The organism is Alcaligenes sp. CHO6 (assembly GCF_037120595.1).
Lineage (GTDB): Bacteria > Pseudomonadota > Gammaproteobacteria > Burkholderiales > Burkholderiaceae_B > Alcaligenes > Alcaligenes ammonioxydans.
Map to the genome: position 1 here is coordinate 113,511 of NZ_JBANCI010000002.1, position 23,320 is coordinate 136,830.

At 57.7% G+C, this 23,320-nt stretch carries 21 protein-coding genes; 11 read left to right on the plus strand and 10 right to left on the minus strand.

Features of this window, described 5'->3' with window-relative positions; translation table 11 throughout:
- Nucleotides 1–215: 215 nt before the first annotated feature.
- Nucleotides 216–1,979, minus strand: coding sequence for an L-lactate permease (locus V6936_RS08510; RefSeq protein WP_336579725.1), 1,764 nt, complete (start codon nt 1,977–1,979; stop codon nt 216–218).
- A 67-nt stretch (nt 1,980–2,046) separates the two neighbouring features.
- Between V6936_RS08510 and V6936_RS08515 the strand changes: the two genes are divergently transcribed.
- Together V6936_RS08515 and lldR are read left to right on the plus strand one after the other, a co-directional pair.
- A complete protein-coding gene (locus V6936_RS08515; protein WP_272942517.1) occupies nt 2,047–2,178 on the plus strand; it encodes a hypothetical protein in 132 nt (43 codons plus the stop codon).
- 44 nt (nt 2,179–2,222) lie between these two features.
- Complete coding sequence (gene lldR, locus V6936_RS08520; RefSeq protein WP_059318777.1) at nt 2,223–3,002, plus strand: transcriptional regulator LldR; 780 nt, start codon at nt 2,223–2,225, stop codon at nt 3,000–3,002.
- Nucleotides 3,003–3,186: 184 nt separating this feature from the next.
- Here lldR and gltA read toward each other — a convergent pair whose 3' ends face one another.
- The 7 genes from gltA to V6936_RS08555 form a co-directional block, all read right to left on the minus strand.
- A complete protein-coding gene (gene gltA / locus V6936_RS08525; RefSeq protein ID WP_039943520.1) occupies nt 3,187–4,491 on the minus strand; it encodes a citrate synthase in 1,305 nt (434 codons plus the stop codon).
- 18 nt (nt 4,492–4,509) lie between these two features.
- Nucleotides 4,510–4,770, minus strand: coding sequence for an FAD assembly factor SdhE (locus tag V6936_RS08530; RefSeq protein WP_003802528.1), 261 nt, complete (start codon nt 4,768–4,770; stop codon nt 4,510–4,512).
- Nucleotides 4,771–4,788: 18 nt separating this feature from the next.
- Nucleotides 4,789–5,505: a succinate dehydrogenase iron-sulfur subunit gene (locus tag V6936_RS08535; RefSeq protein ID WP_003802530.1), complete on the minus strand. Its 717-nt coding sequence runs from the start codon at nt 5,503–5,505 to the stop codon at nt 4,789–4,791.
- A 13-nt stretch (nt 5,506–5,518) separates the two neighbouring features.
- The gene (gene sdhA / locus V6936_RS08540) at nt 5,519–7,297 is read right to left on the minus strand and encodes a succinate dehydrogenase flavoprotein subunit (protein ID WP_003802531.1); all 1,779 of its coding nucleotides are present in this window, start codon (nt 7,295–7,297) and stop codon (nt 5,519–5,521) included.
- A gap of 3 nt (nt 7,298–7,300) precedes the next feature.
- On the minus strand, nt 7,301–7,684 hold the full coding sequence (gene sdhD / locus V6936_RS08545) for a succinate dehydrogenase, hydrophobic membrane anchor protein (RefSeq protein WP_003802535.1): 384 nt from the start codon (nt 7,682–7,684) through the stop codon (nt 7,301–7,303).
- Complete coding sequence (sdhC, locus tag V6936_RS08550; protein WP_003802537.1) at nt 7,684–8,097, minus strand: succinate dehydrogenase, cytochrome b556 subunit; 414 nt, start codon at nt 8,095–8,097, stop codon at nt 7,684–7,686. Before sdhC ends, sdhD begins: the two co-directional genes overlap by 1 nt.
- A gap of 102 nt (nt 8,098–8,199) precedes the next feature.
- Nucleotides 8,200–8,979, minus strand: coding sequence for a GntR family transcriptional regulator (locus V6936_RS08555; protein WP_003802538.1), 780 nt, complete (start codon nt 8,977–8,979; stop codon nt 8,200–8,202).
- Nucleotides 8,980–9,258: 279 nt separating this feature from the next.
- On the opposite strand from V6936_RS08555, the gene V6936_RS08560 reads away from it, so the two are divergent.
- Entirely contained in the window at nt 9,259–10,248 is a 990-nt protein-coding gene (locus V6936_RS08560; protein ID WP_003802540.1) for a malate dehydrogenase, read from the plus strand.
- 127 nt (nt 10,249–10,375) lie between these two features.
- Here the strand turns inward: V6936_RS08560 and V6936_RS08565 are convergent, their stop codons facing one another.
- Nucleotides 10,376–11,200 carry a helix-turn-helix transcriptional regulator gene (locus V6936_RS08565; protein WP_003802542.1) on the minus strand — a complete coding sequence of 275 codons (825 nt, stop codon included), beginning with the start codon at nt 11,198–11,200 and terminating at the stop codon, nt 10,376–10,378.
- Nucleotides 11,201–11,301: 101 nt separating this feature from the next.
- Here V6936_RS08565 and V6936_RS08570 point away from each other — a divergent pair, with 101 nt between their 5' ends.
- On the plus strand, nt 11,302–12,762 hold the full coding sequence (locus tag V6936_RS08570) for an MFS transporter (RefSeq protein ID WP_336579726.1): 1,461 nt from the start codon (nt 11,302–11,304) through the stop codon (nt 12,760–12,762).
- 55 nt (nt 12,763–12,817) lie between these two features.
- Here V6936_RS08570 and prpR read toward each other — a convergent pair whose 3' ends face one another.
- Nucleotides 12,818–14,731: a propionate catabolism operon regulatory protein PrpR gene (gene prpR / locus V6936_RS08575; RefSeq protein WP_003802545.1), complete on the minus strand. Its 1,914-nt coding sequence runs from the start codon at nt 14,729–14,731 to the stop codon at nt 12,818–12,820.
- A 254-nt stretch (nt 14,732–14,985) separates the two neighbouring features.
- On the opposite strand from prpR, the gene prpB reads away from it, so the two are divergent.
- The 7 genes from prpB (at nt 14,986) to earP (ending at nt 23,289) form a co-directional block, all read left to right on the plus strand.
- On the plus strand, nt 14,986–15,885 hold the full coding sequence (gene prpB, locus V6936_RS08580) for a methylisocitrate lyase (RefSeq protein WP_003802547.1): 900 nt from the start codon (nt 14,986–14,988) through the stop codon (nt 15,883–15,885).
- A gap of 105 nt (nt 15,886–15,990) precedes the next feature.
- Nucleotides 15,991–17,154 (plus strand): bifunctional 2-methylcitrate synthase/citrate synthase, encoded by a 1,164-nt coding sequence (gene prpC / locus V6936_RS08585; RefSeq protein ID WP_003802550.1) that lies wholly within the window; start codon nt 15,991–15,993, stop codon nt 17,152–17,154.
- A 212-nt stretch (nt 17,155–17,366) separates the two neighbouring features.
- Complete coding sequence (locus V6936_RS08590) at nt 17,367–17,768, plus strand: hypothetical protein (protein ID WP_131071393.1); 402 nt, start codon at nt 17,367–17,369, stop codon at nt 17,766–17,768.
- Nucleotides 17,769–17,779: 11 nt separating this feature from the next.
- Nucleotides 17,780–18,055, plus strand: a complete 276-nt coding sequence (locus V6936_RS08595; protein WP_059318773.1) for a GNAT family N-acetyltransferase — start codon at nt 17,780–17,782, stop codon at nt 18,053–18,055.
- Between the two features lie 139 nt (nt 18,056–18,194).
- Entirely contained in the window at nt 18,195–20,780 is a 2,586-nt protein-coding gene (gene acnB, locus V6936_RS08600; RefSeq protein WP_003802555.1) for a bifunctional aconitate hydratase 2/2-methylisocitrate dehydratase, read from the plus strand.
- 156 nt (nt 20,781–20,936) lie between these two features.
- Nucleotides 20,937–22,148, plus strand: a complete 1,212-nt coding sequence (locus V6936_RS08605; RefSeq protein WP_230406266.1) for a DUF2863 family protein — start codon at nt 20,937–20,939, stop codon at nt 22,146–22,148.
- A 1-nt stretch (nt 22,149) separates the two neighbouring features.
- Nucleotides 22,150–23,289: an elongation factor P maturation arginine rhamnosyltransferase EarP gene (gene earP / locus V6936_RS08610; RefSeq protein WP_165477539.1), complete on the plus strand. Its 1,140-nt coding sequence runs from the start codon at nt 22,150–22,152 to the stop codon at nt 23,287–23,289.
- Nucleotides 23,290–23,320: the final 31 nt, after the last annotated feature.

The following is a 23,320-nucleotide window of genomic DNA, read 5'->3' on the forward strand; positions in this document are numbered from 1 at the left end:
CATCCGGTTTTTTTTGGAGTGTCGCTGGACTGAAAACGATCAAAACAGACGTTGTCCTCAACAAGGCCTACAGGCTAGGCCAGAAACCCGTGTCTGCAGGCAATTCATCCACTGCTTCAAAAGACACGGCACGCAACAGAAAATGCTGCTCCCCACTCAAAGGGACTTACCGTGCTGCCGCCCTGCCCCCCCAGAGGGGGGGGAGGACAGAGCTCTCAAGCCATAGCAGGAGTCGTCTGCCGTCCACGAGACAAACTCAAGCCACCAATGGTCAGTGCCAGGAAAATGGCAGCGGCAATCCACCAACCCATCGCCCCGGTAATCAAGGCCTGGCCAATCAGCCCTGCCTGAATGACGTAATACACCATGGGGATCAGGGTCTTGCGGACAATTTCCCCCTCACGGCCCAGCATGCCGACTACCGCCCCGGCGGCGACCACGTTATGAACACAAATCATGTTCCCGGCGGCCCCACCGACTGCCTGCAATGCAACCACAACAGCGGACTGGTCGATATTCAAACCAATCTGCTGTGCCGTAGAGAACTGGAAGTAGGAGAACATCATGTTGCTCACGGTATTGGAGCCTGCAATAAATGCGCCCAAGCTGCCCACCCAGGGCGAAACACTGGGCCATGCATGCCCTACCGCGGTGGCCGCTCCTTGCGCCAGCACCAGAGGCATGCTGGCGATAGAACCATCTGCCGCAGCCGAGTTGATGAACACCTGAACCATAGGCACGGCCAGCAACAAGGCAGGCGCTGCACTACCCATGGTGCGCAGCGAGTCTTTGACCCCCACCACGTACTGCTGGCCACTCATGCGGAAGATGGCGATACATGCCAAGGACACCACAATCAGGATTGCCCCCGGTGAGAACAACAATTGCGCCGATGTGGAAATACCCGTACCGAAAATGCCTTCAATTCTGATGGTCGCGGATGGACCGGTAAGCCAGGCCTTAACGGCAGGAAAAGTGCGGGTAACGATCAGCAGCAAGACCACCAGCACATAGGGCGAGAACGCCCGCAAAACGGAAAATCGTTGCGGCGCCTCCGTATTGTCCATGGCAACCGTGCCCAGCCAATGAGAAGGCCATTGACTGCGATCGGGAAAATCAAATGTCTTACGTGGCGCAAACCATCCTTTCCGCGCTGCTGTCACGCTCAGCACCAGCCCCACCATCGCGCCCAACATCGACGGAAACTCGGGCCCCAGAATGACGGCAATCAAATAATAAGGAACCGTGAAGGCCAGACCCGCAAACAGAGCAAACTTCCATGCACCCAGCCCTTCGGCAAAGGAGCGGCGCTCACCAAAGAAACGGGTCAGCAGACCGCAGAGCAACAAGGGAATCACAAAACCGGTCAGAGCATGGATCAGAGCCACATTCTCGACAATCTGCTGCAAATACTCCATCGGCTGCATGGGCGCAATGGCAGCGGCCACGTCAGCTTTGTTATCAATGCCCGAACGCACACCGACCAGCATAGGCGTGCCGACTGCGCCAAAGGACACCGGCGTGGACTGAATGATGAGTACGGACATGACGGCAGCCATGGCCGGAAAGCCCAGCGCCAGCAGTAAGGGCGCCCCTACCGCGGATGGCGTGCCAAACCCAGAGGAGCCTTCGATCAGGGAGCCAAACAGCCAGGCCACAATAATGACCTGAATGCGACGGTCGGGCGACACATCCATAAAGCCCTGCCGAATCGCTTTCAAGGCACCGCCCACCTTGAGCGTATTCAAAAGCAGAACAGCTCCAAATACAATGAACAGCAAGGTCAAGGCGGTCACAATCCCGTTGACGGTAGCGGCTGCAATCACCGCGGTCTGGCTACCCCAGACAAACAAGGCAAGTAGAACCGTCACCAGATAAGCGGCCCCCATCGACAACTTGGCTGATCGTCCCATCACCACCATCAATAGAAAGACGACCAGCAATGGCGTCAGGGCCAACAAGGTGTATAAAAGACTCATCCCGGATTCTCCTTTGTGTGACTACATGTACGCAGGAAGCACTTCTGTTAAAGGACAAAAGACCAGCATGAAACAGATCTTCGGGCAGAAAGGCCGCTTCCCGTTTTGTATTTTTGAGCATCATAGCGGTATTACCACCTTTGTATTACCAGCACAAACCCTGACTAGTTTGGCCCCTACCCTCACCAAAATCCTGTGAAATCAAATAAAGTGGTAATACCAATATCCGAGAAAGCCTCTCCCATGACCAAGCAATCCCGCTCGCGCCTGTCAGACCAGGTTGCAGAGAAAATTCGTCAGCTGATTCAGGAGAAACATTTGCAGCCGGGGGACCGCATCCCCTCCGAGCGTCAATTGGCCGAGCAACTGGAGGTCTCGCGCGTGCCCATACGGGAAGCCTTGCGCTCCCTGTGCTCTGAAGGCCTGCTGGTGACCCGCCGCGGCGGCGGTACCTACGTTCAGGATAGCGATCTGATGAACTGGCCGGCCCAAAGCATTGCGCCCCTGGAAGAGTTGATCCATGAAGACCCGCTGTACCGCTACGATGTCCTGGAGGCGCGCCGCGCCCTGGAGGCCAGCACGGCCTGGCATGCAGCGCACCGGGCGACAGAGGCGGACAAAAAGCGCATTGAGCACTGTTTTCAGGTCATGGTCCGTCACCAGCAGAATCAGGATGCAGATCTCTCGGCGCGCGCCGACGCGCAATTTCATCTGGCCATTGCCATGGCCTCGCATAATGTCGTACTGCTGCAACTGATGAACGGTTTATTCCAGCTGGTGTTCTCGACAGTGAAAGAGAACCGACGGGCCATGTTCGAGTTCGACAATGCCCGTGAAGTCGAGATTCTGACTGAACAGCATGAGGGAGTGATGAAGGCGATTCTGAACGGGGACGCAGACCGGGCACGCGAGCTGATTGGCCATCACCTTGATCACGTCCAGGCAAAAGTCCGGCTGTCAGAAGAAAACAAAGCACGTGAGCAACGCATCTTTCGCTTTAGTAACCCTCTCTCTCCACCGTGAGTACAGCTGACTCACGCACCCGTACCCACTCGCGCGTCTGAAATCGGACTGTTTACAAAGGAAAAAAGCAAAAAAAAAGTGCACCATGTGGTGCACTTAGCGTTCTCGCTATGGTCACTGCCCAATAGCGCTGCGGGCCAGATCTACACCCGGGGCAAGCCCCAGGTACCCGGTCCCGCAAGAATTAACGCTGAGCAGGTACATCGCGCTGGGTTGGGCCCACATACAACTGACGTGGACGGCCGATCTTGTAATCAGGATCGGACAGCATTTCGTTCCACTGCGCAATCCAGCCTACGGTACGAGCCAGGGCGAAGATAGCGGTAAACAGGGAGGTTGGAATGCCAATAGCACGCTGAACGATACCCGAGTAGAAGTCCACGTTGGGGTACAGTTTGCGCTCGACAAAGTAAGGATCTTCCAGAGCGATGCGCTCCAGTTCCATGGCCAGTTTGAACAGAGGATCGTTCTCCAGGCCCAGGGCTTCCAGAACTTCCTTGCAGGTTTCCTGCATCAGCTTGGCGCGTGGATCGTAGTTCTTGTAGACACGGTGACCAAAACCCATCAGGCGCACGCCCGAGTTCTTGTCCTTGACCTTCTCCATGAACTCGCCAACCTTGTCGATGCCGCCGTTGGCTTGCAACTCTTCCAGCATGTTCAGGCACGCTTCGTTTGCACCACCGTGAGCAGGACCCCACAAGCAGGCAACGCCCGCAGCGATCGCAGCGAAAGGATTGGTACCCGACGAGCCGCACAGACGAACGGTGGAAGTCGAGGCGTTCTGCTCGTGATCTGCATGCAGGATGAAGATGCGATCCAAAGCGCGCTCAACCACTTCGTTGACCTTGTAGTCTTCGCAAGGGGTGGCGAACATCATGCGCAAGAAGTTGCCGGTGTAGGACAAATCATTCTTGGGATAGATGAATGGCTGTCCCAAAGAATACTTGTACGCCATCGCAACCAGCGTTGGCAGCTTGGCGATCAAGCGAATAGCCGACACATGGCGGTGATGAGGATTCGTGATGTCCGTGGAATCATGGTAGAACGCCGACAAGGCACCGACCAGGCCAGTCAGTATTGCCATGGGGTGAGCGTCCGGACGGAAGCCGCGCAGGAAGTGCTGCATCTGTTCCTGAACCATGGTGTGGTTCGTCACCAGGGAGTCGAACTCCTGTTTCTGCTCGGCGTTAGGCAGCTCGCCGTTCAGGATCAGGTAGCACACATCCATGAAATCGCACTTTTGTGCCAACTGGTCGATAGGGTAACCACGGTACATCAACTGGCCCTTGTCGCCGTCGATGTAGGTGATGCCCGATTCGCACGCCGCCGTCGCCATAAAGCCGGGGTCATAGGTAAACATACCTGTCTGACCGTAGAGCTTACGGATATCGATCACGTCCGGACCTACGGTGCCCTTGTGTACAGGGAACTCAACCGAAGGGCTACCGTCGGAGAAGGATAGCGTGGCTTTTTTTTCTGACAATTCCATCACTTTTTTCCTCAATGGTTATAGCTTTCGCATAATGTCTACTAGTCGCTGAATGTCCGGGGTGGCGTATTGCCCTTCCGGCTCGGAGCGAGCCAGAAGGACATCCAGCAAAACTGTATCGTCCATTTCGAACAAACGGGTCAGGGCCGAGACGTCCTGATCAGTCAGCTCGTTTTCGTATTGATCCAGAAAACGGGTGATCATCAAGTCGTTTTCAAGCAAGCCCCGGCGCGCACGCCAACGCAGACGCGCACGCTCCAATTCCGTCAATGTTCTCATCGGTACATACCCACCTTTTTAGATACTGCGACGCACCAGCATTTCTTTGATCTTGCCGATGGCATGCGAGGGATTCAGTCCTTTTGGACAGACATCCGTACAGTTCATGATCGTGTGGCAACGGAACAAGCGGTAAGGATCTTCCAGATTATCCAGACGCTCGCCAGTAGCCTCGTCACGCGAGTCGGCAATGAAACGATAGGCTTGCAACAAACCGGCAGGACCGACGAACTTGTCGGGGTTCCACCAGAACGAGGGGCAAGAGGTCGAGCAGCAGGCACACAGAATGCACTCGTACAGACCATCGAGTTCCTCACGAGCTTCAGGCGTTTGCAGACGCTCTTTCTCAGGAGGAGGCGCATCGTTGATCAGGAAGGGCTTGACCGAATGGTACTGATCGAAGAAGTGGGTCATGTCCACGATCAGGTCACGGATAACCGGCAGACCTGGCAATGGGCGCAGGACCACAGGTTCTTTCAGGTCGCGCATATTGGTCGTGCAGGCCAGACCGTTCTTGCCATTGATGTTCATGGCATCGGAACCGCACACACCTTCGCGGCAGGAACGACGCAACGCCAGGCTGTCGTCCATATCGTTCTTAATGCGCAAGATCGCATCGAGCAGCATCTTGTCGGTAGGTTCCAACTCGACTTCGATCTTTTGCATGTAGGGACGCTCGTCCTTGTCAGGATCGTAGCGGTAGATTTCAAATTTGACCTTACGTTTTTGGCTCATGTCAGTATCCTGCTTAGAAAGTCCGGGCCTTGGGCGGAATCGTTTCGGCTGTCAGCGGTTTCATCTGGACAGGCTTGTACTCCAGACGGCTGCCTTCCGAGAACCACAAGGTGTGACGCAGCCAGTTCTCGTCGTCACGCTCCGGGTGGTCGTTCAGGGCATGAGCGCCGCGACTTTCCGTACGATTGGCGGCCGACTTGGTCGTGGCACGAGCCACTTCGATCATGTTGGCCACTTCCAGCGCCTCAATACGGGCGGTATTGAAGACTTTGGACTTGTCTTTGAAGTAAATATCCTTGACTTCGGGAACCAGGGATTCGATCTGGTCGACGCCCTTGTGCAGCAGATCCAGGGTACGGAACACGCCACAGTGAGCCTGCATGGCCACGCGAATCTTGTTGCCCACATCCTGAGCCTTTTCGCCCGAGGTACGGGACTCCAGACGATTGACGCGGTCCAGCGAGAACTCGATGGAGGACTCGTTGATTTCCTGGTGAGCGTGATCTTTCTCGGGGTGCGAGTCCACAATGTGGTTGCCGGCAGCGCGACCGAACACGATCAGGTCCAGCAGCGAGTTTGTACCCAGACGGTTGGCACCGTGTACGGACGTGGCCGCACACTCACCGATCGCGTACAGACCGTTGACGATCTTGCTCTCGCCGGTCGGGGTTTGCGTCACCACCTGACCGTAGTAGTTCGTGGGGATACCGCCCATCTGGTAGTGGATGGTGGGAACCACGGGGATCGGGTCCTTGATCGGGTCGACGTTACCGAACTTGATGGCGATCTCGCGAATCGAGGGCAGACGTTTCTTGATGACGTCGGCACCCAGGTGATCCAGCTTCAGCACCACGTAGCTGCCGTCGCCACAACCGCGACCTTCCTTGATTTCCTGGTCCATGGAACGGGACACGAAGTCACGAGGGGCCAGATCTTTCAGGGTAGGAGCGTAACGCTCCATGAAGCGCTCGCCGTCCTTGTTCAACAGGATACCGCCTTCACCGCGCACGCCCTCGGTAATCAGCACGCCGGCACCGGCCACGCCAGTGGGGTGGAATTGCCAGAACTCCATGTCCTGCAAAGGCAGACCTGCACGAGCGGCCATACCCAGACCGTCGCCCGTGTTGATGAAGGCGTTGGTGGACGCAGCCCAGATACGGCCAGCACCGCCGGTAGCCAGCACCACACGCTTGCCTTCCAGAACGTAGATTTCGCCGGTTTCCATTTCCAGGGCAGTCACGCCCAGGACGTCGCCCGCTTCGTTACGCAGCAGATCCAGTGCCATCCACTCCACGAAGAACTGGGTGCGGGCAGCAACGTTACGCTGGTACAGCGTGTGCAACATGGCGTGACCGGTACGGTCAGCTGCCGCACAGGCGCGCTGGACAGGTTTTTCACCAAAGTTGGCGGTGTGACCACCAAATGGACGCTGGTAAATCGTACCGTCCTGGTTGCGGTCAAAAGGCATGCCAAAGTGCTCGAGCTCGTACACTGCGTGCGGCGCTTCACGGCACATGAATTCGATGGCGTCCTGGTCACCCAGCCAGTCCGAACCCTTGACGGTGTCGTACATGTGCCAGTACCAATGGTCCTCGCTCATGTTACCCAGGGAGGCACTGACGCCACCTTGGGCGGCCACCGTGTGGGAGCGGGTTGGGAACACCTTGCTGAGCACAGCCACGGACAAGCCGGCCTGAGCCAATTGCAGGGAACAACGCATACCGGCGCCACCGGCACCGACCACCACTACGTCAAACTGACGGCGGGGCAAAGATTTTGTGATGGAAGCCACGGTTTAGAGACTCCAGATAATTTTTGCAAAAAAGACGACACTGGCCACCAGCCACAGCAAGGTCAACACTTGCAGGAACAAGCGCAGGCCAGCGGGCTTGACGTAGTCCATCCAGATGTCACGCACACCGATCCAGGCGTGCCAGGACAACGACAGGAAAAACAGGGTTGCCAGCAACTGACCCAGAGGCAGGGAGCCGACCGTGAACGAGAACAGGCCGCGCCAGGTCTCGAAATTCAGTTCACTGCTAAACAGGATGCCGCCAATGATGACCAAGGTGTAGATGGCCATGATGACTGCAGTCACCCGCTGTGCCAGAAAGTCCAAGGTACCGTAGTGGGCACCCACTACCAGGCGGTTTGCGCCAATGCGCTCACGATTAGCCATTACCACACCCCAAACAGTTTCAAACCAAACACAACAGTCAGCGCCAGGCTGACCCCAAACACCATGCCGGCCGATTTCTTGGCGGACTCTTTGTCATTACCCAGGTGCAGGTCCAGTGCCAGATAGCGGATGCCGGCACAGAAGTGGTGCAGATAGCCCCAGATCAGCACCAGAAGAATCAGCTTACAGACAGGGTTGTCGACATAGCTGCGCATGGTCTCGAAGGACTCTGGAGAGCTCACGCTCAAAGAGAACAGTGGCAATAGAACGAGCGGCAGGCAAAGAAACAGCAATGCGCCGCTGACACGATGCAAAATCGACGATTTTGCGGCCAGGGGCAAGCGGTAGCTCAATATCTGCGGCACGCTGATATTGCGATACTGCGGACGCTGCTTGGGTGCGGTATCAGACATGATGGCCTCGAAGTAGATAAAAAAAAGTCATAAAATTTTTAACCTTGGTATTTTCACCTATTTGACACGACGATGCAGTATCAAATACCGTATGCCGCCGTACTAGCTGAGTGTGTTTCGGTAATGGAAGCGCTCAGTCAGGTATAAACCTCGGCGCAACTCCATCGGTCGGTCACCATAGGTGTAGGACACACGCTCTACATACAAAAGCGGGGAGCCGGCGGCCACCTGCAGAACCGAGGCAGCCTCTTCGGTGGCGCTGACCGCGCCAATCTTTTCATCGGCACGCACCATGCTCACGCCAAACTTGCTCTCGAACCAGGCATACATCGGGCCCTTGTTCTGCTCGACGGCGTCCAGGGTCAGGCCCTTGAACACCGAGCCGGGCAACCAGATATCGTCATAAATGGTGGGAACCTGATCAAAGGAGAGGACCCGGCGCAAGTTCACCACCATGTCGGACGTGCGCAAATCGAGCAGCACCGCGACATCCGTGGGAGCCTTCATGCGACGAACATCAATGATTCGACTTTGTGAGGCGACCGGCTTGCCGTCATCGGGGGCCAGACGCAAAAACCGAAAACGCACCCGCGCCTCGTGGTGGGTGGCTACAAACGTGCCTTTTCCTTGACGGCGGATCAGAAGATTGTCGGCGGCCAGCTCATCGATAGCCTTGCGCACCGTCCCCTGGCTGACCTGAAAACGTGCGGCCAGTTCCAGCTCACTGGGAATGGCCTCGCCAGGCTTCCACTCGCCACGATCCAGCCCCTGCAGCAGCAAAGCCTTGATCTGTTGATACAGAGGGCTATAGGCCGCGCTAGGAGCGGATTTTTCGATTTCCTGGGTGCGTAGCGGCGGCACGTTCTCAGACATGGGGCTCATAAAAAATGCGCGATAAATACAGCGGGGAACACGCATTTGTTCATAAAATAGACAGTGCGCTAATTTTCGCATGACCGGCCTCGAATGTCTAACGCTCTTATGTCTTATATAAGATATAAGACGTTTGACGTCCTTATCGTTTTGGTCTAGTCTGCGCAGTGAAAAAAGAGACTATTCCTCTTGCGAAAAACCGTTTCCCAAGCCGGCCGCCGGCTCGCAAAAGATTTAAACTGTGTTTTTCGTCACCGTCTTCAAACCCAAAAACGGAGTCATACTCTCATGTCCAAACCCGCAATGCGCGTCGCCGTTACCGGCGCTGCTGGCCAGATTGGCTACGCCCTGCTGTTTCGCATCGCTTCTGGCGAAATGCTGGGCAAAGACCAGCCTGTGATCCTGCAGTTGCTGGAGCTACCCGACGAGAAAGCCCAAAAGGCCCTGAAGGGCGTCATGATGGAACTGGACGACTGCGCGTTCCCCCTGCTGCAAGGCATGTCCGCCCACAGCGACCCTGAAAGCGCATTCAAAGATGTTGATATCGCCCTGCTGGTCGGCGCCCGTCCACGTGGCCCCGGCATGGAGCGTAAAGACCTGCTGGCCTTCAATGCCCAGATCTTCACCGCACAAGGTCGCGCCCTGAACAAAGTTGCCAGCCGCGACGTCAAGGTTCTGGTGGTGGGCAACCCTGCCAACACCAACGCCTACATCGCCATGAAATCGGCTCCTGATCTGCCAGCCAAGAACTTCACCGCCATGCTGCGCCTGGACCACAACCGCGCCCTGTCGCAACTGGCCGCCAAGTCCGGCAAGCCCGTTGCTGACATCGAGAACCTGATCGTCTGGGGCAACCACTCGCCCACGATGTACCCTGACACCCGTTTCGCGACGGTGAACGGTGAGAAGATCGACGCCATCATCAACGATCAGGCCTGGAACCGCGACACCTTCATCCCCACCGTGGGCAAACGTGGCGCCGCCATCATCGAAGCCCGTGGTCTGTCCTCGGCGGCTTCGGCTGCCAATGCCGCCATCGACCACGTGCGTGACTGGGTATTGGGCTCGAACGGCAAATGGGTCACCATGGGCGTTCCTTCGGACGGCTCCTACGGCATTCCTGAAGGCATCGTTTACGGCGTGCCCGTCACCACCGAAAACGGCGAGTACAAACGTGTGGAAGGCCTGGAAATTGACGCCTTCTCGCGTGAGCGCATGGACCACACCTTGAACGAACTGCTGGAAGAACGTGACGGTGTGAAAGACCTGCTGGGTTAATTAAACCGCCAGTGTCTGCAATCCCCGCCCGTATCGGCGGGGATTTTTTTTGCCTGTCGCCTTATCACTGATGCCTGCTGCTCGATACTTCGCGCCTGGAACCAGTGCGCTGGAACACGGCACAAGCCTATCCAACCCTAGGCTGGCCGCTCCCGTCGTCTGAATCTTCCTGCACAGACGGCACATACACCACCATACGCAAATGACGACTCTCATCAATGATGAGCGAGGTCTGCTCAAACTCGCGCAACTCCCCATCTACAAGCACGGTGCGTAACGCGCCGCAAGGTGAATGCACATCATGTTGCTCCCACCACTGCTTGAACTCCGGTGATACGCGTTTGAGCTCATTGGCCAGTTCATGAATATCCGTTCCGTCTGTGGCCCGAGCAAAGTCGCGACGAAAACTGGTCAACATCTCCAGCGCCTGCGATTCCCAAGGGACAAAGCGGGTGTGCAAAGCGGGATTCGTAAACATCTGCCACAGAAGATTGCGCTGCCCATCTGGATACGCCCCCAAGCCCAGCAGATCATCCGCCAAGGCATTAAAGCCCAGAACATCCCAGCGTAAATTCAAGACAAAAGCCGGATGCGGCAAGTCGTGCATCAAGCGTCGCACCAAGGGCGGCAAGACACACCAGGTAATTCCTGGCTCGGCAGGCAGGCGCTCATGCGCCAGCAAGAACAAGTGTCTGCGTTCGGCCGCATCCAGTTTCAGAACACGGGCCAAATTGTCCAGAAAGCTGGCCGATACGCCAATATCACGCCCTTGCTCCAACCAGGTGTACCAGGTCAGCCCCACTCCCGCCAAAGCCGCCACCTCCTCGCGCCGCAAGCCCGGAGTGCGGCGCCGTCCGCCACTGGGCAAGCCCACCTCCTCCGGCAAAAGACGTTCACGGCATGCGCGCAAAAAGGCAGACAGCTCCGGGCGTGTTCGCTCCAGCGTCCTCATCAATCAGCACCCCATTGCTTTAAGTAATAGCATAAACAGTTAAATTGTAATTGTTTAAAAAGAGTTCAAGAATACACGGGTTTTCAATTCAGACAAGCATCATGAACTCGAACTCTTATTGCCAAACCCCACCCCCGCCGACGCCCGACACACCGCCCTGGCTAGGCTTGTCCGTTTTACTTCTAGCTGGTTTTGTAACCATTTTTGATCTGTTCGTGGTCAATGTGGCTATCCCGGACATGCAAAGCAGGCTGGGAGCAAGCTTTAGTCAGATCGGTTTTATTGTGGCGGGCTATGAACTGGTCTTTGGGGTGCTGCTGATCACTGGCGGGCGGCTGGGCGATTTATGGGGTCGGCGCAGGCTCTTTCAGATTGGCATGGCCGGTTTCACATTAGCCTCGGCACTATGCGGGCTGGCACCCAGCGCTTTCTTGCTGATCCTGGCCAGGGTGCTGCAGGGTCTGGCCGCTGCTCTACTTTTTCCCCAGGTCTACGCGTCCATCCGGGTCAACTTTGACGGTGATAACAGCCGTCGCGCCTTTGGTCTGTTGGGAATGACATTGGGTCTGGCCGCGATTGCGGGACAGGTGCTGGGAGGATGGCTGGTTCATTTCAACCTGTTTGATCTGGGCTGGCGCAGCATCTTTCTGATCAACCTGCCTGTGGGTCTGCTGGCGATTGGGGCGGCTCGCTACATTCCCGAAACCCGTGCGCCCCAGGGCCAGGGGCTGGACAGCACGGGCGTGGTTCTCATCAGTCTTGCCCTGAGCCTGCTGCTGATCCCCCTTATCCAAAGCTCAGAGCACGGCTGGCCCCCATCCAGCCTGGCCGCCCTGGCGGCCTCCGGACTTTTGCTTCTGGCTTTCTACAAACAGCAGGAAAAACGCCGACAGGCGGGGCAGTCGCCCCTGGTGGATATGCAACTGCTGGCCCAGCCACGCTTTGCCTTAGGCGCTTTACTGGTCCTGCTGGTGTATTCCACGGCCAGCTCGTTCTTTCTCTGCTTTGCCCTTTTGTTGCAAAGCGGCCTGGGTCTGAGTCCGTTTCAGGCGGGCAGTATTTTCGCGCCCGCCAGCGCAGGCTTTGTGACTGCGTCTCTGGGTGCACCACGCCTGGTCGCCCGTTATGGCACCCGTGCGATTACAGCCGGTGCCCTTGGCTATACGCTGTCCTTTGCCTGGCTGATCGCTCAGGTCGCCTGGACAGGAGCCCGGATGGAACCCACTCACCTGATTCCCGTCCTGATTTTTCTGGGCGCCAGCCAAGGCCTGATCATGACTCCTTTGCTGAATCTGGTTCTGGGTTTTGTCAAAGCGGCTCAGGCAGGCATGGCATCCGGGGTGATTTCCAGCATCCAGCAAGTTGGGGCAGCGCTAGGGGTGGCCGTGGTTGGCCTGCTCTTTACTGCGGGCCGAAACGCAGGTGGTCTTGCCTCCTCCCAGACCGAACAATATGTGGCGGCCTTTGTAGCAGGCATGAGCTATAACCTGCTGGCCTGCATCCTGGTCTGCCTATTACTGATGGCGTTGAGCAAACTCGCTCAATATCAGGAGCAGCCCTGACCACCAACAGCCCCTTCCCCCACGGGCTGGCTTGAGCAGGCGGGCAGCCACTGCCTCACTTCTTGCGCAATTTACGCCACAAGGTGCTGCGACTGATCCCCAGTTGCTGGGCAGCCAGAGCACGATTACCGCCGCATGCTTGCAGCACCTGGGCCACATGCTCCTGTTCATTGCGCTCTTGCCGCTCACGCAGCGCGGGCACCGCCTTCTCTGTGGCGGTCGCCTGCAATTCCGGAGCGATTTCCTCCAGCTGTACCGCCTGCTCCCCCTGGACAGAGCCCAGCACCATCAGCCGCTCAATCAAGTTTTCCAGCTCACGGATATTACCGGGCCAGGCGTAATCAGGGCCCCGCTTCAACAATTGCGTCAGCCACGTTGGCTGCAACGTAAGCGCGCCGCCTAAACGCTGGGCTACTTTCCCCAAAAGATGCTCCACCAGCTCCGGCAGATCGTCGGTGCGCAGCCGCAAAGGCGGCAAGCGCAGCACCAGAATATTCAGGCGATAAAACAAATCCTGGCGGAACACTCCTTCTTTCACCTGCGCCGCCAAATCGCGATGCGTCGCGGCAATCACACGCACATCGACCGGCGTGGGCTCAATCGCCCCGATACGCAAGACTTCCTTCTCCTGCAACACACGCAACAAGCGAGTTTGCAAAGGCAAAGGCATTTCCCCGATCTCATCCAGAAACAAGGTACCGGTATGAGCCGCTTCCACCAGGCCCACTTTGCCGCCCCGGCTCGAGCCCGTAAATGCCCCTTCCACATAACCGAACAGCTCGCTCTCCAGCAGGCTGTCGGGAAAAGCGGCACAGTTGACTGCCACAAACGGTTGACCACGCCGGGCGCTGGCGCTGTGTATGCCCTGAGCCAGCAGCTCCTTGCCCGTCCCGCTTTCGCCAATGATCAAGGTCGTGGCCGTGCTTTGTGCACAAGCCTGGGCCTGAGCACGTAATGTGCGCATGGCCGAACTCTGCCCTATCAAGTCGGCCAGTTGATAACGGGCATGCCGCGACGCGGTCTGCTGGCTACGTGAGCGCAAACTGCGATCCAGCCGCTGAATGGCTGCCGGGTCCTGACAAATCAACACAGCCCCACTCAGGCGCCCCTGCTCGAGAATCGGCATACGGGTCACAATCGCCGTGCGCCCTCCCACCTGCTGCACCGTATCAAGCTCTACTTCCACACTGCGCAGTGTGCCGGCCAGATCCAGCTCGGGATACAAGGCCCCCAGGCGGCGCCCGATCATGGCCTGAGCAGGCTGACCCAACCAGGCTTCCATGGCCGGGTTCACGGTTTCAATACGCTCATCCCTATCGACTGACACCACACCGTCACGCAACTGCGCCAAAATCGTATTCAAGCGATCCCGACGAGCCGCTTCAGCGCGAGCAACACGGGCTAGTTCGATAGCGGACTCCAAAGCCTGTCGCACTGCTCCTTGTGAATACAGGAGCACGCCTTCCATCTGGTTCTCACGCGCCAGATCCACGACCAGCCCGGGTGCCAGCACCCACTCCACACCCAGCTCTTTCAAATCCTGAACACAGCTACGTGCATCGGCCTCGCTGCGATAGCTGCGTAGCTCCACGGGCAGATCAAAACGCTGCACAAACTCCATCAACTCAAGCGGTATTTCGCCATAGGTCACCACGGCTTTGCGCTCGGCCTGTGCCGAGGCCAGACTGCCCATAATGTCGAAACCACCGGGATGTACCAGCACCACGGGCAGGTCCAGATGCTCACGCAAATAACTGCCGTTGGAACCGGCGGACACCAGAACGTCGATTTCACCTGTTTGTCGCAAAACCTGCACGGTTTCCACGGCCTCGCCATAAGCCTTGTCCACGATCAGAATTTCAGCCTGGGCGCGGAACTGCGGCACCAGCTCTTCCAAGAGAGACCGCAGTCCGTGCAAACCGAACGCCACCAGACGCAGACGAGCAGGAAGGGAAGACGGATAAGGCATGTGGTTTCATCCAGGCATCAACAATGCGACATTGTTTCAAATTACGTTTCAACATTGAAACACAAAACAGTGAAAGGCAGTATTCACGAAAAGAACTGACGCGTGCAAACCATGGCAGAAATCCCCGCCTAGTCTGGCTTCAGGCGTTTCCTCGCCCCCATACCTGAACTTGGCACAGCATTTGCTTTATTGAAATCAACCCATCGCAGCATCACGCTGACGACATTTTTTTATCTTGTGATCTGGAGCCCCAAATGAGCCAAAACCCACTGACATCGGCAGGCGCCCGTTTCCGCCAGGCCCTGCGCGACGAGCAGCCTTTGCAAATCATTGGCGCCATCAACGCCAATCACGCCTTGTTGGCACAACGAGCCAATTACCGTGCCATTTATCTGTCGGGCGGCGGTGTGGCTGCCGGGTCCCTGGGTCTGCCTGACCTGGGTATCAATACCCTGGACGATGTCCTGACCGACATTCGTCGTATTACCGATGTGTGCGATCTGCCCCTGATGGTGGACATTGACACCGGCTTTGGCGCCTCGGCCTTCAACATCGCTCGCACCATCAAAAGCCTGATCAAGTTTGGCGCGGCTGCCTGCCACATTGAGGATCAGGTAGGTGCCAAGCGTTGCGGTCACCGCCCCGGCAAGGAAATTGTCAGCACGGAGGAAATGGCTGACCGCGTGAAAGCCGCTGTGGATGCTCGCACCGACCCGGATTTTTTCATCATGGCCCGCACGGACGCGATTGCGGTGGAGGGCGTGGATGCCGCCCTGGAGCGCGCCCAGGCCTGCGTGGAGGCTGGTGCTGACGGCATTTTTGCCGAGGCCTGCTACGATCTGGACACCTATCGGCGTTTTACCGACACCCTGAATGTGCCCGTGTTGGCCAATATCACAGAATTTGGACAAACCCCACTGTTTACCGTGCAGGAACTGGCCTCGGTCAATGTCGCCATGGTTCTCTATCCACTGTCCGCATTCCGCGCCATGAACAAAGCAGCCGAAACCGTCTATCAGGCGATCCGCCGTGACGGGCATCAAAAAAATGTCATCGATTTGATGCAGACTCGCGAGGAACTGTACGATCGTATCGGCTACCATGCTTACGAGCAAAGCCTCGACAAGCTGTTCCAGAAAAACAAGAAGTCCTGAGCCATCACAGGCTCCCGCCAGCCCCGCCAAACCGGGCCTCGCGCGGGTCAAAACCCCATTTGGCAGCCAGCCTCGCGCGGGCTGCCCAGCAACCAGGAGACCTTTATGAGCAGTACCGAGAACACCCCTAGCACTGGCTTCAAGCCCAAGAAATCTGTTGCCTTGTCTGGCGTTGTCGCAGGTAATACCGCCTTGTGCACGGTCGGTCGCAGCGGCAATGACCTGCACTACCGCGGCTACGACATCCTGGACCTGGCCCAGGCTTGCGAATTTGAGGAAGTGGCTTACTTGCTGATTCACGGCAAGCTGCCTAACCGCAATGAATTGCGCGCCTACAAGCAAAAACTCAAGCGTCTGCGCGGCCTGCCCCTGGCCCTGCAAAGCGCACTGGAAACCCTGCCCGCCCACAGCCACCCCATGGACGTGATGCGCACGGCCGTATCGGTGCTGGGTTGTGTGCTGCCTGAAAAGGACGACCACAACCTGCCCGACGCCCGCGACATCGCGGACCGCCTGCTGGCCTGCCTGGGCTCTGCCCTGCTGTACTGGTATCACTACAGCCACAATGGCGAGATGATCGACGTGCAGACCGACGATGACAGCATCGGCGCGCACTTCCTGCACCTGCTGCATGGCGAAAAGCCTTCGGCCGAGTGGGAAAAAGCCATGCACGTGTCGCTGAACCTGTACGCCGAACACGAATTCAACGCCTCCACTTTCACGAGCCGCGTCATTGCCGGTACAGGCTCGGACTTTTATTCCGCGATCTCCGGCGCCATTGGCGCCCTGCGCGGCCCCAAGCACGGCGGTGCCAACGAAGTGGCTTTTGAAATCCAGAAGCGCTACGAGACGGCCGACCAGGCCGAAGAAGACATCCGCAAGCGCGTGGAGAACAAGGAAGTCATTATTGGCTTTGGCCACCCCGTCTACACCATTTCCGACCCCCGCAATGAAGTTATCAAATCGGTGGCCAAGGAGCTGGCCCAGGCCGATGGCAACACTCGCATGTATGAAATTGCCGAGCGTCTGGAAAGCGTGATGTGGGAAGTGAAAAAAATGTTCCCCAACCTGGACTGGTTCTCGGCCGTGTCTTACCACACCATGGGCGTGCCCACCGCCATGTTCACGCCCTTGTTTGTGATTGCGCGTACCGCAGGCTGGGCCGCTCACATCATCGAGCAGCGCGTGGACAACAAAATCATCCGTCCTACCGCCAACTACATTGGCCCTGAGAATCAGCGCTTCGTACCCCTGGATGAGCGCCCATAAGTCATAGATCCTGGGCTATTATTCGCCTGTGATCTTGACCACAAGCCAACGCGCAAGCCTCACCGTTTCCGGTGAGCCCGAGCGAGGCAAGGTGGAAATGGCGCCAGGGGCGCCTCCATATAGTGACGGAGATGCTCCGGCCCTCTGGCCGGGGTTCTTCACTCTCGGCCCCGCTGCATCACGCAGGCGGGGCCGTCTTGCTGGTAACTTCAATGCTCTCTGATTTTGTACGCTATGCCTTGCCACTGGCCGGCACCCTGATGATTGCCTGTGCCCTGACCAGCCTGGTTTCCGGCGCTTATTTGCTTCTTTTCAATCTGCGTCGCAGCCATCAGGTGTTGCGTCACCCTTATCTGGATCAGTACCCCTGGGAAAAGCTGACGCTGCCCCTCAAAGCCGGTGTGCTGCTGGATTATTTTTTGCGCCTGAATTTCCCCAAACGCCAAGGCTCGCTGTTTGGCAATGCCAATCGCCTGCTCCAGCACGTACAACCCGACGATGTTCCCATGGGCATCAAATGGCCCCTGATGGGACTGTGGGGCGGCTGCTTTCTGGGCATGATCTGCATGCTGGCCGTTTGGGTTCTGATCGCCCTGCACTCCAACCCTACCTGAGGGAGCCTGCCATGACGGCCACCATCCATCACGACCCACAAGCACGTCTGTTTTACTGCGACATTGAAAACCGCCGCAGCGTCATCGAATACGAACTGGCCGATGCAGTCATGAGCATCACCCACACGCGTGTGCCACCCGAGCTGGAAGGCCGTGGCATTGCCGGGCAACTGACTCGCTTTGCACTGGAAACGGCAAAAAACCAACAGTGGAAAGTGCGGCCCGTATGCAGTTACGCGGTGGTCTATATGCGCCGTCACCCCGAATACGCCGATCTGCTGGCCTGAACCCCAGAACGTTCAGCTTTCAGTAAGTCTTATATAAGATATAAGACCATTGCTTCACTGCGCGCTTCAAATTACAATTGAGGCGAGACGCGATTTATTGCATTTTCATATCAACCATTTACCGATAGGCACCCGCACTATGCTGGACTCTTACCGCGAACATGTTGCCGAGCGCGCTGCTCTGGGCATTCCCCCGCTGCCTTTGTCGGCTCAGCAGACCGCCGAGCTGATCGAGCTCATCAAGAACCCACCTGCCGGTGAGGAAGCATTTCTGGTCGACCTGCTGACGCACCGCGTCCCCGCCGGTGTGGACGATGCGGCCAAAGTGAAGGCCTCCTACCTGGCCGCCATCGCGCTGGGCACAGAAACCTGTGCTTTGATCAGCCGCGAGCGCGCTACAGAGCTGCTGGGAACCATGCTGGGTGGCTACAACATCAGCCCGCTGATCGAATTGCTGGACAGCCCCGAGCTGGGCCAGATTGCCGCCAACGGCCTGAAAAACACCCTGTTGATGTTCGACTCGTTCCATGACGTCCAGGAAAAAGCCGAGAAAGGCAATGTATTTGCCAAGGAAGTCCTGCAAAGCTGGGCTGACGGCGAATGGTTCACCAGCCGTCCTGAAGTTCCCGAAAGCCTGACCGTTACCGTTTTCAAGGTCACTGGCGAGACCAACACGGACGATCTGTCGCCCGCCCCCGACGCCTGGAGCCGCCCGGACATTCCGCTGCACGCGCTGGCCATGCTGAAAAATCCGCGCCCCGGTATCGAACCCGAAGAGCCCGGCAAGAAAGGTCCTGTCAGCTTCATCGAATCCCTGAAAGAAAAAGGCCATCTGGTTGCCTACGTGGGTGACGTGGTGGGTACCGGTTCTTCGCGCAAGTCGGCCACCAACTCCGTGCTGTGGTTCACCGGCCAAGACATCCCCTTCGTTCCCAACAAGCGTTTCGGTGGCGTGTGCCTGGGCAGCAAAATTGCCCCCATCTTCTACAACACCATGGAAGATGCCGGCGCGTTGCCAATCGAACTGGACGTGTCCAAAATGGAAATGGGCGACGTTATCGAACTGCGCCCCTACGAAGGCAAGGCCTTCAAGAACGGCGAGCTGATCGCTGAGTTCCAGGTCAAGTCCGACGTGCTGTTTGACGAAGTGCGCGCCGGCGGCCGTATCCCACTGATTATCGGCCGTGGCCTGACCACCCGTGCTCGCGAAGCACTGGGCCTGCCTCCGACCACCCTGTTCCGCCTGCCACAAAGCCCTGCCGATTCCGGCAAAGGCTTCTCCCTGGCCCAGAAGATGGTTGGCCGTGCTTGCGGTCTGCCCGAAGGCCAAGGCGTGCGTCCCGGTACGTACTGCGAACCACGCATGACCACCGTTGGTAGCCAGGACACCACTGGCCCAATGACGCGCGACGAACTCAAAGACCTGGCTTGCCTGGGCTTCTCGTCCGATCTGGTGATGCAGTCCTTCTGCCACACCGCCGCTTACCCCAAACCTGTTGACGTCAAGACTCACCACGAGCTGCCTGCTTTCATCAGCACACGCGGCGGTGTTTCCCTGCGCCCAGGCGACGGTATCATCCACTCCTGGCTGAACCGCATGTTGTTGCCCGATACCGTCGGTACCGGTGGCGACTCGCACACCCGTTTCCCGATTGGCATCAGCTTCCCGGCCGGTTCCGGTTTGGTGGCCTTTGCTGCTGCTACCGGTGTGATGCCTCTGGACATGCCAGAATCCGTTCTGGTGCGCTTCAAGGGCGAAATGCAGCCCGGCGTCACGCTGCGTGACCTGGTTAACGCCATTCCTCTGTACGCCATCAAGCAAGGTTTGCTGACCGTGGAAAAAGCCGGCAAGAAGAACATCTTCTCCGGCCGCATCCTGGAAATCGAAGGCCTGCCCAACCTGAAGATCGAACAGGCTTTCGAGCTGTCCGACGCTTCGGCTGAGCGTTCTGCCGCCGCATGTACCGTGCGTCTGAACAAGGAACCCATCATCGAATACCTGAACAGCAACATCACGCTGCTCAAGTGGATGATTGCCAATGGCTACGAAGACGAGCGCACCATCTCGCGTCGCATCAAGGCCATGGAAGCCTGGTTGGCCAATCCAGAACTGCTCGAACCCGATGCAGACGCAGAATACGCCGCCGTCATCGATATCGACCTGGCTGAAATCCACGAGCCTATCGTGGCCTGCCCGAACGACCCTGACGATGTGAAAACCCTGTCCGACGTGTCCGGCACCGTGATCGACGAAGTGTTTATCGGTAGCTGCATGACCAACATCGGCCACTTCCGTGCCGCCTCCAAGCTGCTGGAAGGCAAGCGCGACATTCCAACCCGTCTGTGGGTCGCTCCTCCGACCAAGATGGACCAGCAACAGCTGACCGAAGAAGGCCACTACGGCGTTCTGGGTGTAGCCGGTGCGCGTATGGAAATGCCAGGCTGCTCGCTGTGCATGGGTAACCAGGCTCAGGTTCGTGAGGGCGCCACCGTCATGTCCACCAGCACCCGTAACTTCCCCAACCGTCTGGGCAAGAACACCAACGTGTTCCTGGGTTCGGCTGAGTTGGCGGCGATCTGCTCGCGTCTGGGTCGCATCCCCACCCGCGAAGAGTATCTGGCCGATATGGGTGTGCTGCAAGCCAATAGCAAGGACATCTATCGCTACATGAACTTCGACCAGATCGAAGAGTTCAAGGAAATTGCCGACTCCGTAGGTCTGTAAGTCCTGGCTTTTGCCTGAAAACGCCCTCGCCGCCCATGCGGTGAGGGCGTTTTTGTTTGTCCTTTTGATCCGGCCCCCTAGGGGCTTCCCTCATTCGCACACCCCAGTCGTGGCAAAGGGTAAACTAGCCTGTCCCTCTATCGGCTTTGTATGTCCATGTCGCAACTCAACTCCAAACTGCTCGCCCAACAACCCAAAGAAATCCAGCGTCTGCTCACTTACACGGACGCGCTGGTCCGTTCCGGCTCGCAGATCGAAGACCGCTACTGGCAAGGGCTGACCGCTCAATTGCTGGACAAGCTCTATAGCGGACGACGCAATACGGCCGTGGAACAAACGCTGGAACTGCTGGGCAGCCAGCAGCAACACCAGCATTACGAAATTCTGATGGAACTGGCCGAATCCCACGCGGAATGCCAGCAAATCGAACATGAGGGCGTGCGCTACGATGCGCTGCTGTTCTCGGCCCCCCTCACTGCCTGGACGCGTTATCAGTTGCCCCAGGGCGTGCTCAAGCCCCAGCAGCACAAGGAGCTGGAAGATGCCCTGCGCGCAACCGTTCTGGCTGAAGGCACGCTGTGTGCACTGCTGCCCAATCTGGTCAACTACGACGAGATGCCCCAGACGTACCAGCAGGCTTACACCTGGACTCGCAGCCTGACCGCGCAAGCCTTGGGTCGCAGTCAGGAACTGCCGCCGCTGAACAAGCCCGAAGAAGCCAGCAGCCTGCTCGCAGATGCCCGCTTTCTGATTGGCGTTGTCATGGCCCCGGTCGGCCAGCCCCTGTTTCGTTGGCAACAAGCCAGCGACAATCTGCACGCGGACCATCTGCGTTATGTCGAGCAATGGGTGGAGCGTTACTCGGCTATCGTCACTCCTTTGTTTACAGGCTGCCAGCTGCAGTTTCTGGCCCCTAATGCCTACTACGTCAATAACCGCGAATCTGATCGGGAAATTCGCCCCTTGGCGCTCAAAGCGGGGGTGACCTGGCTGCAAACCGCAGTCAAGCTCTCGCCCGATCATTTACGCGCGGTGATCGTGGCCTGCGGGGATGAACAGGTCGAAGAATACCGGGTAGGCTTTAGCACCCTTTCCTCGCCCACCGTCATTTATGGTTGTATCTGGCCTGTTCTAAGCCAGGAAGAGGCGGATTCCTCGTTCCACAACGAGGACCACATCGATATTCCGGATGTGATTGCAGCGCTGCTGAGCACCTTGGGCCTGGTCCAGATCCAGCGTTTGCCCGGCCTGCACTCCACCGAGACCTGCGACGATTGCAACGCCCCCTTCTTCCCGGATATCAATGGCGAGATGCAACACCCGGAACTGCCGGACGAAATCGACCTGGACCCCGTACAGCTGCACTAAATTGAACACTGCTCCTGTTTCTCAGCCTGTATCCATAGACCTGTTTTGCCGTGTTATCGACAATCTGGGGGATATAGGCGTGTGCTGGCGGCTGGCCCGTCAGCTGGCTGCCAGCCCCGATGTCGCTCAGCTGCGCCTGTGGGTGGATGATCTGCACAGCTTCAGCCGCATTCAGTCCGAAATCCAAAGCGGTCTGCAAAGCCAGCAGCTGCAAGGTGTAGATATAGAACACTGGCACGATGCGCGCCAGGACTACCCTGCGCCACATCCCTTTGTGATCGAAGCCTTTGCCTGCGAGCCGCCCGACGCCATGACAAGGCAACTGACGGCAGACAGCCATCTATGGATCAATCTGGATTACCTGAGCGCAGAACCCTGGGTGCAAGGCTGTCACGGTCTGCCCTCCCCGCAAGCAAACGGGGCCAACAAGTATTTCTTTTTCCCCGGATTTGTCCCGCAAACAGGGGGCCTGCTGCGTGAAAGCGATCTTCTGGCCCGCCGCGATGCCTTTCAACAAGACGATGCCGCCTACCAGGCCATGCTGAACCGTCTGGGCGTGGCGCAGGAACACATTCAAGCCTTGCTCCAGGGCGAGATGCAGCAAATGTTCCTGTTCTGCTATCCCGATGCACCCGTGCTGGCCCTGCCCGAGGTGCTATCCACGCGACAGCAGAAAACCTTGCTGCTGGTGCCCGAGTCGGTTGCCCAACGCATCCCGGATCTGGAGCAAGGCAACTTGCTGGTACAGCGTATCCCTGCTGTGAACCAGGCCGACTTTGATGCCTTGCTCTGGCGCAGCGCACTGAATATCGTACGCGGCGAGGACTCGCTGGTGCGCGCCATCTGGGCCGGTCAGCCCATGCTGTGGCAGCCCTACGTGCAGGAAGAACAGGCCCATCTGGACAAGCTTCAAGCCTGGCTGGATACCGGCAATCTACCCGAACCGGTTCAAGCCCTGCATCTGGCCTGGAGCAGCGCAGATCAGCCCGGTGCTGCCGCTGCCTTGAGCCGCTGCCTGGAGCCTGAGGTGTTGCGTCTATGGCACCAAGAAGCCCGCGCATATAGTGCAAAACTGGCTGAACAAGCCGATTTGGCCAGCAGTTTGCTGAGTTTTTACACCCAAGTCGCCCGAAAACGCTAAAATAACCGATTACCTCTTAAAAGCTCCCTGA

What these genes read in the sequence shown, in the direction of transcription:
- prpB (WP_003802547.1), top strand. Translation starts at nt 14,986, where the DNA reads ATGAGCCAAAACCCACTGACATCGGCAGGCGCCCGTTTCCGCCAGGCC.
- V6936_RS08590 (WP_131071393.1), top strand. Translation starts at nt 17,367, where the DNA reads ATGCTCTCTGATTTTGTACGCTATGCCTTGCCACTGGCCGGCACCCTG.
- sdhD (WP_003802535.1), bottom strand. Translation starts at nt 7,684, where the DNA reads ATGGCTAATCGTGAGCGCATTGGCGCAAACCGCCTGGTAGTGGGTGCC.
- V6936_RS08515 (WP_272942517.1), top strand. Translation starts at nt 2,047, where the DNA reads ATGAAACAGATCTTCGGGCAGAAAGGCCGCTTCCCGTTTTGTATTTTT.
- V6936_RS08565 (WP_003802542.1), bottom strand. Translation starts at nt 11,200, where the DNA reads ATGAGGACGCTGGAGCGAACACGCCCGGAGCTGTCTGCCTTTTTGCGC.
- V6936_RS08530 (WP_003802528.1), bottom strand. Translation starts at nt 4,770, where the DNA reads ATGAGAACATTGACGGAATTGGAGCGTGCGCGTCTGCGTTGGCGTGCG.
- lldR (WP_059318777.1), top strand. Translation starts at nt 2,223, where the DNA reads ATGACCAAGCAATCCCGCTCGCGCCTGTCAGACCAGGTTGCAGAGAAA.
- acnB (WP_003802555.1), top strand. Translation starts at nt 18,195, where the DNA reads ATGCTGGACTCTTACCGCGAACATGTTGCCGAGCGCGCTGCTCTGGGC.
- V6936_RS08560 (WP_003802540.1), top strand. Translation starts at nt 9,259, where the DNA reads ATGTCCAAACCCGCAATGCGCGTCGCCGTTACCGGCGCTGCTGGCCAG.
- sdhC (WP_003802537.1), bottom strand. Translation starts at nt 8,097, where the DNA reads ATGTCTGATACCGCACCCAAGCAGCGTCCGCAGTATCGCAATATCAGC.
- gltA (WP_039943520.1), bottom strand. Translation starts at nt 4,491, where the DNA reads ATGGAATTGTCAGAAAAAAAAGCCACGCTATCCTTCTCCGACGGTAGC.
- prpC (WP_003802550.1), top strand. Translation starts at nt 15,991, where the DNA reads ATGAGCAGTACCGAGAACACCCCTAGCACTGGCTTCAAGCCCAAGAAA.
- V6936_RS08605 (WP_230406266.1), top strand. Translation starts at nt 20,937, where the DNA reads ATGTCGCAACTCAACTCCAAACTGCTCGCCCAACAACCCAAAGAAATC.
- V6936_RS08510 (WP_336579725.1), bottom strand. Translation starts at nt 1,979, where the DNA reads ATGAGTCTTTTATACACCTTGTTGGCCCTGACGCCATTGCTGGTCGTC.
- V6936_RS08595 (WP_059318773.1), top strand. Translation starts at nt 17,780, where the DNA reads ATGACGGCCACCATCCATCACGACCCACAAGCACGTCTGTTTTACTGC.
- V6936_RS08535 (WP_003802530.1), bottom strand. Translation starts at nt 5,505, where the DNA reads ATGAGCCAAAAACGTAAGGTCAAATTTGAAATCTACCGCTACGATCCT.
- V6936_RS08555 (WP_003802538.1), bottom strand. Translation starts at nt 8,979, where the DNA reads ATGAGCCCCATGTCTGAGAACGTGCCGCCGCTACGCACCCAGGAAATC.
- prpR (WP_003802545.1), bottom strand. Translation starts at nt 14,731, where the DNA reads ATGCCTTATCCGTCTTCCCTTCCTGCTCGTCTGCGTCTGGTGGCGTTC.
- V6936_RS08570 (WP_336579726.1), top strand. Translation starts at nt 11,302, where the DNA reads ATGAACTCGAACTCTTATTGCCAAACCCCACCCCCGCCGACGCCCGAC.